At 58.7% G+C, this 15,089-nt stretch carries 13 protein-coding genes; 1 reads left to right on the top strand and 12 read right to left on the bottom strand.

Annotated features, from left to right (window positions below; all coding sequences use genetic code 11):
* Positions 1-8 precede the first annotated feature (8 nt).
* From eno to AC2VLR_RS05130, 12 genes are read right to left on the bottom strand one after another with little or no spacing between them, the layout of a single operon-like run.
* The gene (gene eno / locus AC2VLR_RS05075) at positions 9-1,304 is read right to left on the bottom strand and encodes a phosphopyruvate hydratase (RefSeq protein ID WP_486881140.1); all 1,296 of its coding nucleotides are present in this window, start codon (positions 1,302-1,304) and stop codon (positions 9-11) included.
* Positions 1,305-1,306: 2 nt separating this feature from the next.
* Positions 1,307-2,740 carry a pyruvate kinase gene (pyk, locus tag AC2VLR_RS05080; protein WP_486881141.1) on the bottom strand — a complete coding sequence of 478 codons (1,434 nt, stop codon included), beginning with the start codon at positions 2,738-2,740 and terminating at the stop codon, positions 1,307-1,309.
* Complete coding sequence (locus AC2VLR_RS05085) at positions 2,737-4,125, bottom strand: FAD-dependent oxidoreductase (RefSeq protein WP_486881142.1); 1,389 nt, start codon at positions 4,123-4,125, stop codon at positions 2,737-2,739. The genes pyk and AC2VLR_RS05085 overlap by 4 nt, the downstream gene beginning before the upstream one ends.
* 15 nt (positions 4,126-4,140) lie before the next feature.
* Complete coding sequence (locus tag AC2VLR_RS05090; RefSeq protein WP_486881143.1) at positions 4,141-5,100, bottom strand: 1-phosphofructokinase family hexose kinase; 960 nt, start codon at positions 5,098-5,100, stop codon at positions 4,141-4,143.
* Positions 5,097-6,023 carry a bifunctional enoyl-CoA hydratase/phosphate acetyltransferase gene (locus tag AC2VLR_RS05095; RefSeq protein ID WP_486881144.1) on the bottom strand — a complete coding sequence of 309 codons (927 nt, stop codon included), beginning with the start codon at positions 6,021-6,023 and terminating at the stop codon, positions 5,097-5,099. Before AC2VLR_RS05095 ends, AC2VLR_RS05090 begins: the two co-directional genes overlap by 4 nt.
* A complete protein-coding gene (locus tag AC2VLR_RS05100) occupies positions 6,023-7,237 on the bottom strand; it encodes an acetate/propionate family kinase (protein WP_486881145.1) in 1,215 nt (404 codons plus the stop codon). Before AC2VLR_RS05100 ends, AC2VLR_RS05095 begins: the two co-directional genes overlap by 1 nt.
* Positions 7,225-8,439, bottom strand: a complete 1,215-nt coding sequence (locus AC2VLR_RS05105) for a dihydrolipoamide acetyltransferase family protein (RefSeq protein ID WP_486881146.1) — start codon at positions 8,437-8,439, stop codon at positions 7,225-7,227. The genes AC2VLR_RS05100 and AC2VLR_RS05105 overlap by 13 nt, the downstream gene beginning before the upstream one ends.
* A complete protein-coding gene (locus AC2VLR_RS05110) occupies positions 8,436-9,431 on the bottom strand; it encodes an alpha-ketoacid dehydrogenase subunit beta (protein WP_486881147.1) in 996 nt (331 codons plus the stop codon). The genes AC2VLR_RS05105 and AC2VLR_RS05110 overlap by 4 nt, the downstream gene beginning before the upstream one ends.
* Entirely contained in the window at positions 9,428-10,492 is a 1,065-nt protein-coding gene (locus AC2VLR_RS05115) for a thiamine pyrophosphate-dependent enzyme (RefSeq protein WP_486881148.1), read from the bottom strand. The genes AC2VLR_RS05110 and AC2VLR_RS05115 overlap by 4 nt, the downstream gene beginning before the upstream one ends.
* The gene (locus tag AC2VLR_RS05120) at positions 10,485-10,835 is read right to left on the bottom strand and encodes a carboxymuconolactone decarboxylase family protein (RefSeq protein WP_486881149.1); all 351 of its coding nucleotides are present in this window, start codon (positions 10,833-10,835) and stop codon (positions 10,485-10,487) included. Before AC2VLR_RS05120 ends, AC2VLR_RS05115 begins: the two co-directional genes overlap by 8 nt.
* A 39-nt stretch (positions 10,836-10,874) precedes the next feature.
* On the bottom strand, positions 10,875-13,055 hold the full coding sequence (locus AC2VLR_RS05125; RefSeq protein ID WP_486881150.1) for a plasma-membrane proton-efflux P-type ATPase: 2,181 nt from the start codon (positions 13,053-13,055) through the stop codon (positions 10,875-10,877).
* Entirely contained in the window at positions 12,956-13,462 is a 507-nt protein-coding gene (locus AC2VLR_RS05130; RefSeq protein ID WP_486881151.1) for a cation-transporting P-type ATPase, read from the bottom strand. The genes AC2VLR_RS05125 and AC2VLR_RS05130 overlap by 100 nt, the downstream gene beginning before the upstream one ends.
* 220 nt (positions 13,463-13,682) lie before the next feature.
* On the opposite strand from AC2VLR_RS05130, the gene AC2VLR_RS05135 reads away from it, so the two are divergent.
* Positions 13,683-15,062, top strand: a complete 1,380-nt coding sequence (locus AC2VLR_RS05135) for a dihydrolipoyl dehydrogenase (protein ID WP_486881152.1) — start codon at positions 13,683-13,685, stop codon at positions 15,060-15,062.
* Positions 15,063-15,089: the final 27 nt, after the last annotated feature.

The raw sequence follows: 15,089 nt of genomic DNA on the forward strand, positions 1-15,089 counted from the left end.
TCGATCTCCTAGAAACGTACCCCGCGCACAAAAGCCTGCTTGCCGGCATAAGTGGCTGCCGTGCCCAGTTCTTCTTCAATGCGCAACAACTGATTGTACTTGGCCACGCGCTCGCCCCGCGCCGGCGCTCCCGATTTCAGATGGCCGGTATCCAGGGCCACGGTGAGGTCGGCAATGAAGTCGTCAGTGGTTTCGCCGGAGCGATGGGAGACGAAGGCTCCCCAGCCGTGGAACTGGGCCATGCGGGTGGCGGCGATGGTCTCACTGACCGTACCGATTTGATTCAGCTTGATGAGGGTAGCGTTGGCAATGTTGTCTTCGATGGCCTTGGCGATGATTTTAGGGTTGGTGCAGAAAATATCGTCACCTACCAGTTCGATGCTGCCACCAAGTTTTTCATTGAGCAGCTTCCAGCTCTCCCAGTCGTCTTCGGCCAGGCCATCTTCCAGCAGGACTACGGGATAATTGGCGACGATTTCGGCGTAGTAATCGACCATTTCCGCGCTGCTCAGAGCGCGATTTTCGGTGCGTAACTGATACTTGCCCTCCTTGAAAAACTCCGAGGAGGCCGGGTCAATGGCAATGCCACAGTCCCTGCCCGGCTCAAAACCAGCACGGCGGATAGCGTCTACCAGCAGATCGTAGGATTCATGGTTGGATTTTACTGCGGGGGCAAAGCCGCCCTCATCCCCGACGCCTACCGAGAGGTGCTTTTCCAGAAGGACGCTCTGCAGGGCGTGATAGATTTCGGCCCCCCAGCGCAGGGCTTCGCGGAAGCTGGCGGCGCCGTAGGGCGCCAGCATGCATTCCTGGAAGTCGGCACCTTGCCAGTGGGCGTGCACACCACCATTGAGAACATTGAAACAGGGGACGGGCAAGCGGGTGGCGCCCGGTCCACCCAGGTAGGCATAGAGGGGCAGGTCACAATAATCGGCAGCCGCGCGGGCACAGGCCATGGAAACCCCCAGCAAGGCATTGGCGCCCAGCTTGGCCTTGTTGTCGGTGCCATCCAGACCGATCATGGTTGCATCGATGGCTTTTTGGTCGCGCACATCCAGATCCTGCAGGTCAGGGGCGATGATTTCTTCAATATTTTTTACCACCTGAAGTACGCCTTTGCCGCCAAAGCGATGGTTGTCGCCATCGCGCAGCTCCACGGCTTCCTTGCTGCCGGTGGAAGCCCCGGAAGGGACGGCGGCACGGGCGTACTGCCCATTGCTGAGATACACTTCCACTTCTACCGTGGGATTGCCGCGTGAATCGAGAATTTCCCGGGCGATGATGTCTTCGATCAAACTGTCCATAATCAAGCTCCTGTGCTGGGTGAGGTATCGAGATGAAGGATTTCCAGGCGGTTGGTGCCGCCGGGGTGGCCCTTGCTGGGGCCTTGGGTGAGTAAAATCAGGCCCTTTTCCACCCCATTTTCCACCAGCCAGCGGCGCGCGGCATATTCCCAGCCTCGCTCCGGACTCGCCATTTCGATAGGATGGACGCCATAGTGCAGGCAGAGGCGTTGGCAGGTGGCAGCGTGGGGACTCATGGCGAGAATCCAGGGTTGCAGACGAAAGCGGGCAATGCGGGCCGCCGTGGTGCCGGTTTCCGTCGGGGTTACCACAAAGAGGGGGTGCAAGGCTTCGGCACTGTGCCGGACGCTGTTGGCAATACTGCTTTCGACGCTGGCGCTGTCCTGGAGATCGGCGCTGTGCAGGGGGCTGAGTTCGGCCCGGTGTTGTTCCGTCACCTGAGCGATTTGCGCCAGCATTTTGACCGCTTCCACGGGATAATCCCCCATGGCCGATTCCTCCGAGAGCATGAGGCAGTCGGTGCCATCGAGGATGGCATTGGCGACATCGGTTACTTCGGCCCGGGTGGGTCGCCGGTTATGGACCATGGACTCCAGCATCTGGGTGGCGGTGATGACCGGCTTGCCAACGGCCCGCGCCTTGCGGATAAGCCGTTTCTGAATGACGGCAATTTCCTCGATGGGGACTTCCACACCCAGATCTCCCCGCGCCACCATGATGGCATCTGTAGTGGCAATGATGGCATCGATCTCTTTCCAGGCTTTGGTCCGCTCGATTTTGGCCACCAGGAAGGGGTCATAGCCCAGGGCCTGGGCTTCCCGGCGCGCGGCATGGAGGTCTTCCGCCGTTTCCACAAAGGATACGCTGAGGCCATCGACTCCCGCCTCCAGGGCAAAAGCCAGCAGTTGCCGATCTATGGAGGTGAGGGCGCCGCCATCCAACTGGACGCCGGGCAGATTGACGCCCTTGTGGGACAGCAGGACACCACCGACCACGACCTGACAAAAGAGCCCCTGTTTGTCGTGCTTTTCCACCCGTAGCTGCAGAAAGCCGTCATTCAAGTACACCGTATCCCCCTTGACCAGGGGTTTGGCCAAGGGTGGCAATTCCAGGGGAATGGCCTGGGCTGTGCCGAGAGCGCCGGGCGCCAGGAGGACGTGGTCGCCGTGTTTGAGAGTGACCGGGGTCGGCAGTTTACCGATGCGGATTTTCGGGCCGGGCAGATCGGCGAGGATAGCGACCCGCTGCCCGGTGTTTTCGGCAGCCTGACGGATCCGGGCAATGCGCGCCCGGTGTTCCTCGGCGCTGCCGTGGGCGAGGTTGAGGCGGGCGACGTTCATCCCCGCCCGGATCATGGCCTCCAGGGTCTTGCCCTGATCTGAAGCGGGGCCGATGGTACAGACGATTTTACTGCGGTGCCTGGGCAGTGATTTCATTGCGGATCTTCCACGCAGGGATGGAGCAGGGCGTAATGCTTTTGCAGCGCATTACCCGTGGCGGCCACCAGAGGATGCAGGGAAGGGGTCAGGCGGGGTTGACTGCCAAACTGCATACTCACCAGATCGGGTGCAGTGGCGTGCATCTGGATGGCGAGGCCGATGGTGTTGACCAGTTCGCCGGTGGTAGCGCCCCCCAAAACCTGTCCACCCAGAATTTGCAGGGAATCGGCGGCGAAAATGACGCGACATAAAATGTCCGTGGTGCCGGGCATGGAAGCCGGATGGTGGTCAGGCAGCTGGACCTCACCGATGAGGATGGGGAACCCTTCCTGCTCGGCCTGATGTTGGGTCAGTCCGGCTACTCCGAAGGCCAGGCCGTCGATCTCACTGGCGTAAACGCTGACGGAACCGGCGTTGGTACGAAGTTGGCGCAGACCATAGAGGTTCATGCCGGCAATGCGTCCTTCAGCGGCGGCTTGTGAGGCAATCATGGCATGATTGGCTTTGCGGGTAAAAAAATCCTGCTTGTGGGCGCAGTCTCCCACCGCAAAAATGTGGGGGTCTTCCCGGGAGCGCTGGAAGGCATCTACCCAGATGCCGCCGGAGCGACTCAGGGTCAGGCCCATGGCCTTGGCCAGGTCCACCTGCGGGCGGGTACCGATGGCGATGAGCACTGCATCCACCTCCAGGTTGCTCTGCCCGGCAATTTGGACCTGGGCGACACGCTGATCATCTCCGGCCAGGAGGGCTTCCACCTTGCAGCCCGTATGGATGTGGACGCCGTGGGCTTCCAATTGTTTTTCGACGGCGGTGCAGGCATCCAGATCAAAGGCGGCCTGCATGAGGTGGGGCAGCATTTCGACGATGTGGACCTCGATGCCGCGCTTGCGGATTTCGTCGGCAAATTCGACGCCGATGAAACCGCCGCCGATGATGGCCAGTTTTTTGATTTTCGGAATCAGGGTATTGAACAGTTTATCCAGATATTCGTAATCCTTGTGAATGCTGAACACCCCTTCCAGTTGGGTGCCGGGAATCGGGGGGATGAAATTCTCCGCGCCCGTGGCCAGGACCAGTCGCTCCCAATGTATCAGATCACCGTTTTCCAGAGTGGCGCTGCGGGCATTGCGGTCGATGCCGGCCACCTTGCCGATCTCGATTTTCCCCCCGGCCGCGAGGAGCGGTGCCCGCCCGGCCAGATCTTCTTCGGTCCCGCCCAGGGTGCCGAAAATGTACGGAATCCCGCAGGGGATGACGGCGTCGGTCTCGGGGCGCAGAACCAGCACCTTCTTATGAGGGGAAAACTGGGCAGCGGTGATGCCGGTCATCATTCCTGCGGGACCACCACCGATAATCAAAATATCTGTCTTACTTTCCGTCATGTTCTGCATCTCCTTTCAGATGTCCAGCGTCTTGACATTGATTTGCTGGAGCAGGTCGATCACCATGCTGTGTGAAAATATTTGTGTACCCGGTTGCGCGGCGGTGCCACTGCCACAGGCCACCGCCAGACGCAGAGCTTCGGCAGGGCTTTGCCCACGCGTTAACGCGGCTATCAGACCGGCGACCATGGAGTCCCCTGCACCGACTGTGGATTTGACCGCTACAGATGGCGCCTTGGCCAGATAGCTGCCTTCAGGAGCCACCAGCAAGGCGCCATCACCGCCCAGAGAGACGCAGACATATTGCACCCCTTCGCGCTGGATGGCCCGGGCTTCCAGCGCGACATCTTCCAGGCCGGGTAACTCCCGTTGCCGCAGCAACGACAGTTCGTAACGGTTGGGTTTGATGAGAAAGGGTTGATGGGGAAGGGCGAGCTGCAGGAGGGGGCCGTGGGCATCGACAATGGCCTTACCTCCTGCGGTCTGAACCCGATCCACCATGTCGCCGTAAAAATGATCGGGCACCCCGGGAGGTACGGAGCCGGTCAGCACTCCGAATCCTCCCTGACAAAGACCCAGAAAACTCTCCCGGATAGTGTTGAGGGTTAAATCCGAAACCAGCGGTCCGCTACCTGTTACCTCAAATTGTACCGGCGGATCAGCCTGCAAAATGGTGGCATTGATCCGGGTTTCCCCTTCAACATGCACACAATGGGGGCTATCCAACTGATGTTGCAACAGTTTCTGGAGAAGGTCGCCGATATTGCCAGCGACGATGCAGCAACTGTGCGCGCAGACCAGTAACTCCTTGAGAGCCCGCGCCACATTGACGCCATTGCCACCGGGATCATAGCGGGTGTTTCGGGCATGACTTTTTTGATCGGGGATTAGGTGGGAGACTTCATAGGCGATATCCACCGCCGGATTGAGGGTGAGGGTGGCGATGGGCTGACAATCGTGTTCTGCAGGGATCATGCCGGGTGCGCTCCAGCCTGATGGTAGTGAATCAAGGCCGCCAGTGCTGCCGATACCAGACGGGCGCGGGCGGGGTCCGCCCGGGAAGTGAGAATGACCGGCACTTTTGCTCCCATGACAATACCCGCCATGGTCGCACCCGCCAGATATTCCAGGTCCTTGGCGAGAATGTTGCCGGACACCAGATCCGGGACCACCAGGATGTCGGCATCGCCGGCCACGGCACTGTGGATACCCTTGATTCGGGCCGATTCGCTGGAGATGGCATTGTCGAAAGCCAGAGGGCCATCCACCAGAGCATCGGTAATTTGACCTCGCTCCGCCATTTTCGAGAGACAGGCGGCATCCACGGTCGAAACAATGGCCGGATTGACCACCTCCACGGCCGAAAGAATGGCGGCCTTGGGCCGGGAAACATCGAGAATGTGAGCGAGATCAATGGCATTTTGCAAGATGGCGGCTTTGGTCAACAAATCCGGGGTAATATTGATGGCCGCGTCGGTAATCAGCAGCAGTTTGTGATAGCTGGCAATGTCCGTCACAAAAATATGGGAAAGACGTTTTCCGGCACGGAGTTTGCCGAGAATGGGGTGCAGGAAGGCGTCACTATGCAGGTGACCCTTCATGATGGCCTGGGCTTTGCCCGCCAGGACCATCTCCACGCCGATATCGGCAGCCGCTTCGGGACTGTCCGCCGACACAATCTGAAAGTTGGGACAAGTGCCGGAATCCGCGCCCAATTGCAGCAGCAATTGGCGGATTTTGTCGGCATCGCCAATCAGGATGGGTTCGACAATGCTTTTTTGCTTGGCTTCGCAGGCACCTTGCAGGACATGGGCCTCGGTGGCATCGACGACGGCCACGGGAATATCCGGCAGTGGGGCTATGGCTGCCAGCAGATCATCAAAGTGGGCATAAGACATCAGGACTTCCTCCGGGTTAGAGAAGCATTATGGGGCGAGTCCAGCAATCGCCGGGTGTGGCGGGCAATCATCAGATCCTCATCGGTGGGCATGACCAGAATCTCCACAGAGCTTGTCGGAGTCGAGATCTTGCGTGTTTTCCCGACCGATGTTTCGGCATTGGCCACGGGGTCCAGTTGAAATCCCAATCCCGCCAACGGACGGCAGATGGCCCAGCGGATAGCAGCCGCATGTTCGCCGATACCGCCGGTAAAAATCAGGCGTTGCACCCCTCCCAGTACCGCCATGAGACTGCCGATGTGCTTGCGGGCGCTATAGGCAAACTGGGCGATGGCCTCCGCTGCCAGGGGATTCTGGTCGCGTTGCGCCAGCAGGGTTTGCATGTCGCCACTACAGGCCGAAATGCCCAGCAGGCCGGAAAGATGATTGAGCAGGCGCTCCAGTTGTGAGGCGTTGTAATTTTTTTCAGCGAGCAGATAGAGCAACACACCTGGATCCAGATCGCCGCTGCGGGTGCCCATGATCAGCCCTCCGGTAGGGGTCAGTCCCATGGTGGTATCCAGACAGCGACCGTGAGCAACGGCGGCCATGCTGGCGCCATTTCCGAGATGCGCGATGATGCTGGGTGCCTTCCCGGCGTCCGCCAGCTGACTGACGATATACTCATAGGATAGGCCATGAAAACCGTACTTGCGCACGCCCTCCTGCCAGAGGTTGCGCGGCAACGGCAGCCGCGCCGCGACCTCCGGCAGGCTCTGGTGAAAGGCCGTATCCAGACAGGCCACTTGCATTTTATCCGGCCAGATTTTCTGGAGAGCTTCTATGGCAGCTATTTCCGCCGGTAAATGCAGGGGGGCAAAGGGCAGGGCGTTACTCAGATCGGTCAGAACCTGAGCGTCGATGGGAATATGGGCCAGATGATAGGGGCCACCCGACACAATACGATGACCAATGGCATCGGGATGGGTCATTCCCAGTTCACCCAGTATGCCGACAATGGCCTGCAAGGCGGATGCCTGACTAGGAAAGGCCTGCTGGCGATCCAGCAGGCGGCGGTTTTCCTGATCCAGCCATATTCTTCCGGCGCTTTGCCCAATGCGTTCCACGGCACCATTCAACAACTGCTTTTCCTCTGCGCCATTAAAGGCGAAGAAAGCAAACTTGATGGACGAAGAACCACTATTGATACTCAGGATCCGGGTTATTGCAGCCAAGATGGCTCCTCCAGACGTTTGCCCAGGCGCTGCAGAAAACGTGCTGCATCAGCGCCGAAAATGACGCGATGATCGCAGCTCAGGGTGAGGTCTGTTTTTCCGTCCTGACCAGCAGCGGCGACCGCCAGAATAGCTGCCGCCCCGGTGGGAACGATGGCATTGAAGCGTTCGATTTCCGGGAAAATACCCAGATTGGACAAGTAAAAGCTGGCGCCCTGATAATCCTGGGGCGCAATCCGGCCCTTTTTGATTTTACCCAGCAGAATACGCCAATCCTCCGCCAGTTCCGGCAGAGCGCGATTCGCCGCATCGCGCAGCACCGGTGTAATCAGCCCTTCACCCGTGTCTACGGCAATACCGAGATCAACCCGCTGGCGCTTGGCCAGTCCCTGACTGGTCCAGACATGATTGAACCAGGGATCTTCAGCGACAGTCAGTGCGCAGGCCTTGCCCATTGCCAGGGTAAAACTCAGTCCCTTGGATTTACAATTTTTCTGAAAATTCTCCAGGGCGATACGACTGCTGATCAGAAATGTCGGCGTGTGCAGGGTGGCTGTCATATTACGGGCAACGGCGGCACGCAGGGAACTGAGTTTTTCCAGTTGATAAGGCGGGCCCATCTGCAAATCCACGTCCGGCGCGGACAAGGCGGCGGCCAGTACCTGACTGGCATGAATCAGACCGTCGGGTCCCGGAGAAATCTGCTGGAGTTTGATGCCGAGATCCTCGGCCAGGGCGCGGGCGTAAGGTGATATATTTCCTGCGGCATGGGCGGTGGTGGATGCGGAAGTGGGGGACAAGGTCGGCGATCGAGGCGGGACAGAAACAGCGCTGCCCTGATCGTCGGCAGGAGCAGAGCTTGCCGGGCTTTTGGCTGCGCCTGCTGCGGGCTGCTCAGATGCCGGGGGCGTATTGGCCGTCGCTGGTGGTGAAAGGGTTTCCCCGGTTTTTTCTGTCGCTGCCGGCTGATCCAGGATATAGCCAATGACCTGGCGAACTGGGATGTCGGTGTTGGTTTCGGCCAGTGGTCCAGCCAGATAACCGTCGCTGAAGGCCTCCACATCGAGAATGGCCTTGTCGGTTTCCACCTCGGCAATGGCCTCGCCCTTTTTAACGGGATCCCCCTCGGCTTTGTTCCAGCGGGTCAGGCGCCCGGTTTGCATGGTATCGGAGAGTACCGGCATGGTGATGGGGTTTTTCATGACTGATCTCCTGGGCTGCTGATGAGGCGTCGGGCGGCCGCAATGATGTCTTCCGTGCGTGGAATGCTGGCGGCTTCCAGCTTGCCATTGAAGGGGGTCGGGATATCCAGGCCCGCGACTCTCTGAATGGGCTTGTCCAGAAAATAAAAACAGCGTTCCTGCAAGGTGGCTGCCAGTTCGGCCCCCGCCCCCGCAAAGTGACAGTCTTCCTCGACAATGAGGCAGTGATGGGTTTGCTGTACTGACTGCAGGCATGTTTCCCAGTCGATGGGCGAAAGGCTGCGCAGATCGATGACCGTCATCTCGATGCCTTCGCTAGCCAGTTGCTCAGCGGCCTCAAAAGCCAGATTGACCATCCGCGAATAGGCAATGCAGGTCATATCCCGCCCGGTGCGGCGGAGCATGGCTTGATGAATGGGGGGTGCCACGGCCGTTTCATCCACCACCCCTTTGCTGAAATAGAGCAGTTCATGTTCCAGAAAGATGATGGGGTCGTCGCTGTGAATGGCTTGACGCAGTTGCCAATAGGCATCCTGGGGGGTGGCGGGGACCACCATGCGCAGGCCGGGCACGTTCATCAAGGTATGCTCCAGCCGCTGTGAGTGCTGGGCGCCCAATTGCCGGGCCACGCCGCCGGGCATGCGGATGGTCAGGGGCATGGGAAACTGCCCGCCGGACATGAAGGGAATCTTGGCAGCCATGTTGATGATGGCGTCGATGGCAAAGAGGGCGAAGTTGATGGTCATGATTTCCACCACGGGCCGCAGCCCCAGCATGGCCGCTCCCACTCCCAGCCCGGTGAAACTGTTTTCGGAAATAGGGGTGTCGCGCACCCGCCATTCGCCATATTTGGCCATGAGTCCCTCGGTCACCCGGTAGGTGCCGCCATACAAACCGACATCTTCCCCCAAGGTGATGATGCTGTCATCCGCCGCCATTTCTGCGTCCAACGCACGATTCAGGGCCTGCCAGTAATAGATTTCCTCACTCATACTGGACTCTCCATCAGGCTTTCATAGCGCCGGTTGGCGTGCAGAATGGACCAGGCTGTCTCCATGTCAGGTTCCTCGCTGGCTTCGGCAAAGCGGACGGCGGCGTCGATTTCGGTCTGGACTTCCTGACGCATGCGCTCGATGCCCGTTTCATCCAGATGCTTTTCCCGGCAGCAATGGTCGGTGAAGAGGGTGATGCAGTCGGGGCCTGCCGCCGCCATGGCTGCGGGGCTGGGGTAGCCGCTTTCGGCTTCGTGAATGGCGGCGGCAATGGGATCATTGGCCCGATAGGCGTCCAGCTCGACACTGGGACGATAACTGCCGGGATCAGCCATGGAGTGGCCACGGTAGCGATAAGTCTCCAGTTCCAGAAACTGCGGCCCGTCGCCACTGCGCACCCGTTCCAGGGCCTTCTGGGCGGCGGCATGGACGCTCAGCACATCCATGCCATCGACCTTTTCGGCCGGAATCCCGTACCCGCAGGCCCGTTTATAGACTTCGGTGATGGCCGAGTGCCGGTGGATTTCCGTACCGATCTGGTAGTGATTGTTTTCGCAAACAAAAAGAATGGGTAACTTCCAGAGCGCCGCCATGTTGAGGGATTCGTGAAAAGTCCCCTGGTTGACCGCGCCATCCCCAAAAAAGCAGATCACGGCTTCGGGCAGGCGGCGATAGGCCACCGCATAGGCGGCTCCCAGGGCGATGGGATAGGTTTCCCCGACAATGGCATAGCCACCCAGAAAGCGGCGGCTGGCATCGAAAAGATGCATGGAGCCACCCATGCCTTTGCAGATGCCAGTTTTTTTTCCATGCAGCTCGGCCATGATTTCCCGGGCTGGGATGCCGCGCACCAGGGCATGGACGTGCTCCCGGTAGGTGCTGACCACGTAATCGCCGGGCTCGGCGGCATGAAGTACGCCCACTGCCACTGCTTCCTCACCCGGATAGAGGTGCAGAAAACCCGCGACCTTCCCTTGGGCATAGCCCTGGGCCGCCGCTTCCTCAAAGGATCGGGCGCGCAGCATGTCGCGGAGCATCTGGGTCATTTGCAACCTATCCATGCTGGGCCTCCGGCAGGAACTCGTCCAGGGCCTTGCTCAGCGGCACCAGATACATGAGCGCCGGGCCGCCATGCATGATGACGGCCATGAAGCCGGCACTCATGATTTCGTCGCGACTGGCGCCGGCTTCGACGGCATTTTTGACGTGCAGGGCGATGCACCACTCACATTGGGCGGCCACCGACAGGGCCACATTGATCAACTCTTTCTGGGCTGAGCCCAGTGCCGGATTACCTTCGGCCTTTTCCATGAAACCCAGAAACGAATTGATTTCTGAAGGATAATCCTGCTTGAGACTTTCCATCAACTGCCGGACTTCGGTGATGCGATCTGTTGCCTTCATAACTTTCTCCTGATCATCCAAGGCTCCATTTTTGCAGCGTTATTTCTGTGAGTCCTTCTCCTTGCCGGGGATCAGGCGGGCGAAAGCTTGCCGGATGCCCCGATGCATGGCTGCGTCTTCCTTCTCAATCCCGGCCAGAGCCGGTTGCAGGGACTGGTTGAGAGTCTTCAAGAAACGGCTTTGATGTTTCGCCTCGTTGTCCATCAGGCGGTGAATGCCGAGCTTGGCGAAGTCTGCCAGTACCATCCAGACGATGTTGTAGGCCCAGACCAGAGCAATGATGGTCCAGGGCAGGGCGGGCATCAGCCAGCCAAAAGCCACAATGGCGATGCCGACGACTTGAGTACCCAAAATGGCCAGCAACAGGATGGGGGCCGGGAAGGGCGGCCGCCAGAAGGGTCCCCGCACCCGGGTCAGGAAGAGCATGAGATGCCCTCCGGCAATGAGCTGCAGGAACATGATGCTCTGGGCTTCGAGCAAGGGAATATCAAAAACAAAGCGCGTGAGCATATAAAGAAAAAAAGTGCCTCCAAAAGCCAGTGCGCCCATGGCCGATGACAGGGCCAGCACCCGGGGCATTTCCCAATGGACCGGGGCTTTCTGCACGATGGTGTTATCCCAGGCGATAGTCATGATGGGAATGTCGTCGAGCAGAGAGAGCAGCACGACCATAATGGCAGTCAGGGGATAGTCATTGAAAATCAGCATGGCGACGACTACAAAAAACAGGATGTCCAGGGTCATGGCGATACGATAAATCGTATAACTGGTCATCCGCTCGAAAATCCGCCGCGCCTCTTCCACGGCCTTGACGATCACATTCAGGCCGGGGGCCGTCAGGATCAGCGCCGCCGCACCCCGGGCCGCGTCAGTAGCGCCGGACACGGCAATCCCCACATCGGCCTGCTTGAGAGCCGGGGCGTCATTGACTCCGTCGCCGGTCATGGCGACGATATGACCGCGCTGCTGGAGGATTTTGACGATAGCGTATTTGTGCTCGGGAAAAACCTGGGCGAATCCATCTGAATGTTCGATTTCATCCGCGAGATCTGCAGGCAGAGCGCCCCCGTTGGCGAATTGCGACAAGCGCTCATCCACGGTCAGAATATGCGTACCCAGGTGCAGTTGCCCGGCAATTTCACTGGCGATGGCCTGATGATCGCCGGTGACCATCTTGACCTCGATACCATGATTCTGAGCTTCGATGATGGTTTCCCTGGAGTCCACCCGGGGTGGATCGAGCAGCGCCAGGATGCCGAGAAACTGCCAGCTTTGCCCGTCATCATCGGAGCGAACCACCCCCAGGGTGCGATAGCCTTTGGTCGCCGCATCTTCCACCACTTTTTCCGCCTTGCTGCGTTCCTCACCTGCCAGCTTGGCCATATCCATGAGGATCTGGGGTGCTCCTTTGCTCACCCGGAATTTCTGTCCATCGCCGCCGTGAATCTGCCCTTCGGTACGTTTGGCAACGGGATCGAAGGGAATGAACTTGTCCAGATGAAATGGCGCCAGGACCTTCTCCGAATCTGTGAGCCCGGCGAGCACCGCGTTATCGATGGCGTCGGCATCTTCGGCCTTGCTGGCCAGGGCTGCTGCCAGAATGAGTTCCTGCTCATTCTTGGCGGTAAAGAGGGTCATTTCTCCCAGGCTGATCTTGTTCTGGGTGAGGGTGCCTGTTTTATCGGAACAGAGAATGTCCACACCCGCCATTTCCTCGATGGAGGTCAGGCGGGAAACGATGGCCTTCATCCGCGACAGGGCCAGAGCCCCCAGGGCCATGGTCACCGACAACACCGCCGGCATGGCCACCGGAATGGAGGCCACCACCACCACCAGGACAAAGGCAATGAGCGTCAAAAACGGCAGTCCCCGCGCCAGTTCCACGATGATGAGCAGGGCTGAAAGGCAAAGGGCCAGGATGATCAGAAAATTGCCAATGCCCAGCACGGCTTTCTGAAAGTGGGAAACGGGAGCGGCTTTCTGGACCAGGCTGGCAGTGCGGCCAAAAAAGGTCCGCGAACCGGTGGCATAGACCACCCCCAGCATTTCTCCCTGTTTGGCGATGGTTCCCGAATATACGACGTCCCCGGGTTTTTTGCTGACCGGCAGGGATTCTCCGGTCAGGGCTGACTGGTCCACCGAGAGATAGTCTCCCGAAAACAATTTGATGTCGGCGGGTAAAATGTCACCCAAACGCAGTCGAACCACATCACCCGGCACCAGTTGTGCGGCATCCAGATTCTGCCAGTTCTGGTCACGGAGTACCCGGTTTTGAGGGCAAGCTGGTTTTTCAGGGCCTTGAGGGCATCGTTGGCGCCCTTTTCCTCCCAGAAACCAATGCCGCCGTTGATGAGCAGCATGGCGAAAATCACAAAAAAGCTTTTCCAGTCGCCATTGATGGCCGAAAGGATGGCGGCAGCCTCGATCATCCAGGGAATGGGTGCCCAGAAGTAAGAGATCAGTCGCCGCCACAGCGGGGTTTCCTTTTCTTCCAGCAAATTACTGCCAAACTGAGCAAAACGGTTTTGCGCTTCCTGACTGCTTAAACCCTGCTCGCTGCTTTCCAATTGCTTGAAACTTTCATCCAGGCTGATTTTCTCGAAGTCCTGCGCATCAACCGACGGCATGCTCGCCTCCCTTACCAATTTGTTCTTGAGCTATTGCGACAACAGCATTCTAATATAAGGTAGCACAAGATGAGGGATGGTGACGGCTGATTGACCCACCTTTATCCACCGCAGACAGCTTGTGATCAGTAGATGATCCGACCAGACGATACAGAAAATATCTTGTTTTCGTATGGATGCTATCTTTTTCAGAAGAGAAGCGAAGAGACGGGGGACAACAATGGCAACGCAGGAAGTGGATTTATTGTGTATTGGTGCGGGCGGGGCTGCCTATCCCGCAGCCTTTCGATTGGCCAAAGCGGGACATGAAGTGCTCATGGTGGACCCCAAGGGGGTGATGAGTGGCAATTGTCTTTATGAGGGCTGTGTGCCCTCAAAGGCCGTGCGGGAGACCGTCGCCTTGTATGATGACGTCCAGCGTTTCCAGTCTTTGGGCCTGCAAGGGCATATTGCCGTCGATTTTGCCGCCTTGATGCAGCACAAGGATGCCGTTCAGTCGCGGCGCTATGCCCAGCATGCCGAAGAACTCGCGGCTACCTCCCGCATTCGCTTATGTAAAGGGGTTGCCCGTCTGCTCGATGCCCATACAGTAGCGGTGGACAGTGATAAAGGGACGGAAACCTATCGGGCCGCGCATATTCTCATTGCCAGTGGTTCGGATGTGTTCGTTCCGTCCTTGCCCGGCGCGGAATTGTGCCTCACCAGCCATGATCTCTACAAACCAGGCCCTGCCTTGCAGCGCTTGCCCGATGAAATGGTCATCATCGGTGGAGGCTACATTGGCCTGGAAACGGCTACTTTTTTTGCCCGCCTCGGTACCCGGGTCACCCTTCTGCAAAAAGGCGAACGCATTCTGGCGGGAATGGATCCGGCTATGGTTGACCAGCTGCTGACCTTGCTTCCGGCAGGCTTGCAAATCCATACCGATGTCGAAGTACAGCGGGTAGCAGATCAAGCAGGACGGCGTCAGGTCGTATGGCGGGACCAGGGCCGGGAAGTCTCTCAGTCAGCCGACGTGGTCGTCCTTGCGGTGGGACGTCATCCAGTGATACCGGAAGGTGCGGAATCCATCGGTATCGAGTTTGATCATCATGGTATTGGCGTCGGTCCCGCCTTGCAGACCCGCTATCCCCATATTTACGCGGCGGGCGACGTCAATGGCCGCGTGCCCCTATTCCATGCGGCAGTGCGCCAGTCTCTGGTCGCCGCCCACAATATCCTGGCCGGGAATGTGCCCACGGATTATGCCGATTTTACCCAGGTGCCGACGACGGTGTTCACCTTGCCAGCAGCAGCTTACATCGGCCTGACTCCCGACAAAGCCGGATCAGGAGCCCTGCTGGAAGCGCAATATTCTTTCAAGGAAGATGCGCGGGCACAAATTCTGGAACGGCGGGAAGGTGAAATCCGCCTGTTTTTCGAGCCGGATACCCTGCGTTTGAAGGGTGGCTGGATTGTCGGTCTGGATGCTGGCAGTCTCATCGGCCAGATTGGCACCGCCCTGGCAGCAGGGATGACCGCGTATGATCTGGCCCGCTTTGCCGACCAGCATCCCATGTCCGCTGAAGGCGTCAGCAAGGCCGCACGCAGTCTGTTCTGAGTTTTCATTCGCAGGCTGCAACTATTA

Source organism: Acidithiobacillus sp. TH-A117 (assembly GCF_057473465.1).

Coding starts and splice junctions, on each gene's coding strand:
- AC2VLR_RS05085 (WP_486881142.1), bottom strand. CDS start 4,125: ATGACGGAAAGTAAGACAGATATTTTGATTATCGGTGGTGGTCCCGCA.
- pyk (WP_486881141.1), bottom strand. CDS start 2,740: ATGAAATCACTGCCCAGGCACCGCAGTAAAATCGTCTGTACCATCGGC.
- AC2VLR_RS05090 (WP_486881143.1), bottom strand. CDS start 5,100: ATGATCCCTGCAGAACACGATTGTCAGCCCATCGCCACCCTCACCCTC.
- eno (WP_486881140.1), bottom strand. CDS start 1,304: ATGGACAGTTTGATCGAAGACATCATCGCCCGGGAAATTCTCGATTCA.
- AC2VLR_RS05110 (WP_486881147.1), bottom strand. CDS start 9,431: ATGAGTGAGGAAATCTATTACTGGCAGGCCCTGAATCGTGCGTTGGAC.
- AC2VLR_RS05105 (WP_486881146.1), bottom strand. CDS start 8,439: ATGAAAAACCCCATCACCATGCCGGTACTCTCCGATACCATGCAAACC.
- AC2VLR_RS05120 (WP_486881149.1), bottom strand. CDS start 10,835: ATGAAGGCAACAGATCGCATCACCGAAGTCCGGCAGTTGATGGAAAGT.
- AC2VLR_RS05095 (WP_486881144.1), bottom strand. CDS start 6,023: ATGTCTTATGCCCACTTTGATGATCTGCTGGCAGCCATAGCCCCACTG.
- AC2VLR_RS05135 (WP_486881152.1), top strand. CDS start 13,683: ATGGCAACGCAGGAAGTGGATTTATTGTGTATTGGTGCGGGCGGGGCT.
- AC2VLR_RS05130 (WP_486881151.1), bottom strand. CDS start 13,462: ATGCCGTCGGTTGATGCGCAGGACTTCGAGAAAATCAGCCTGGATGAA.
- AC2VLR_RS05115 (WP_486881148.1), bottom strand. CDS start 10,492: ATGGATAGGTTGCAAATGACCCAGATGCTCCGCGACATGCTGCGCGCC.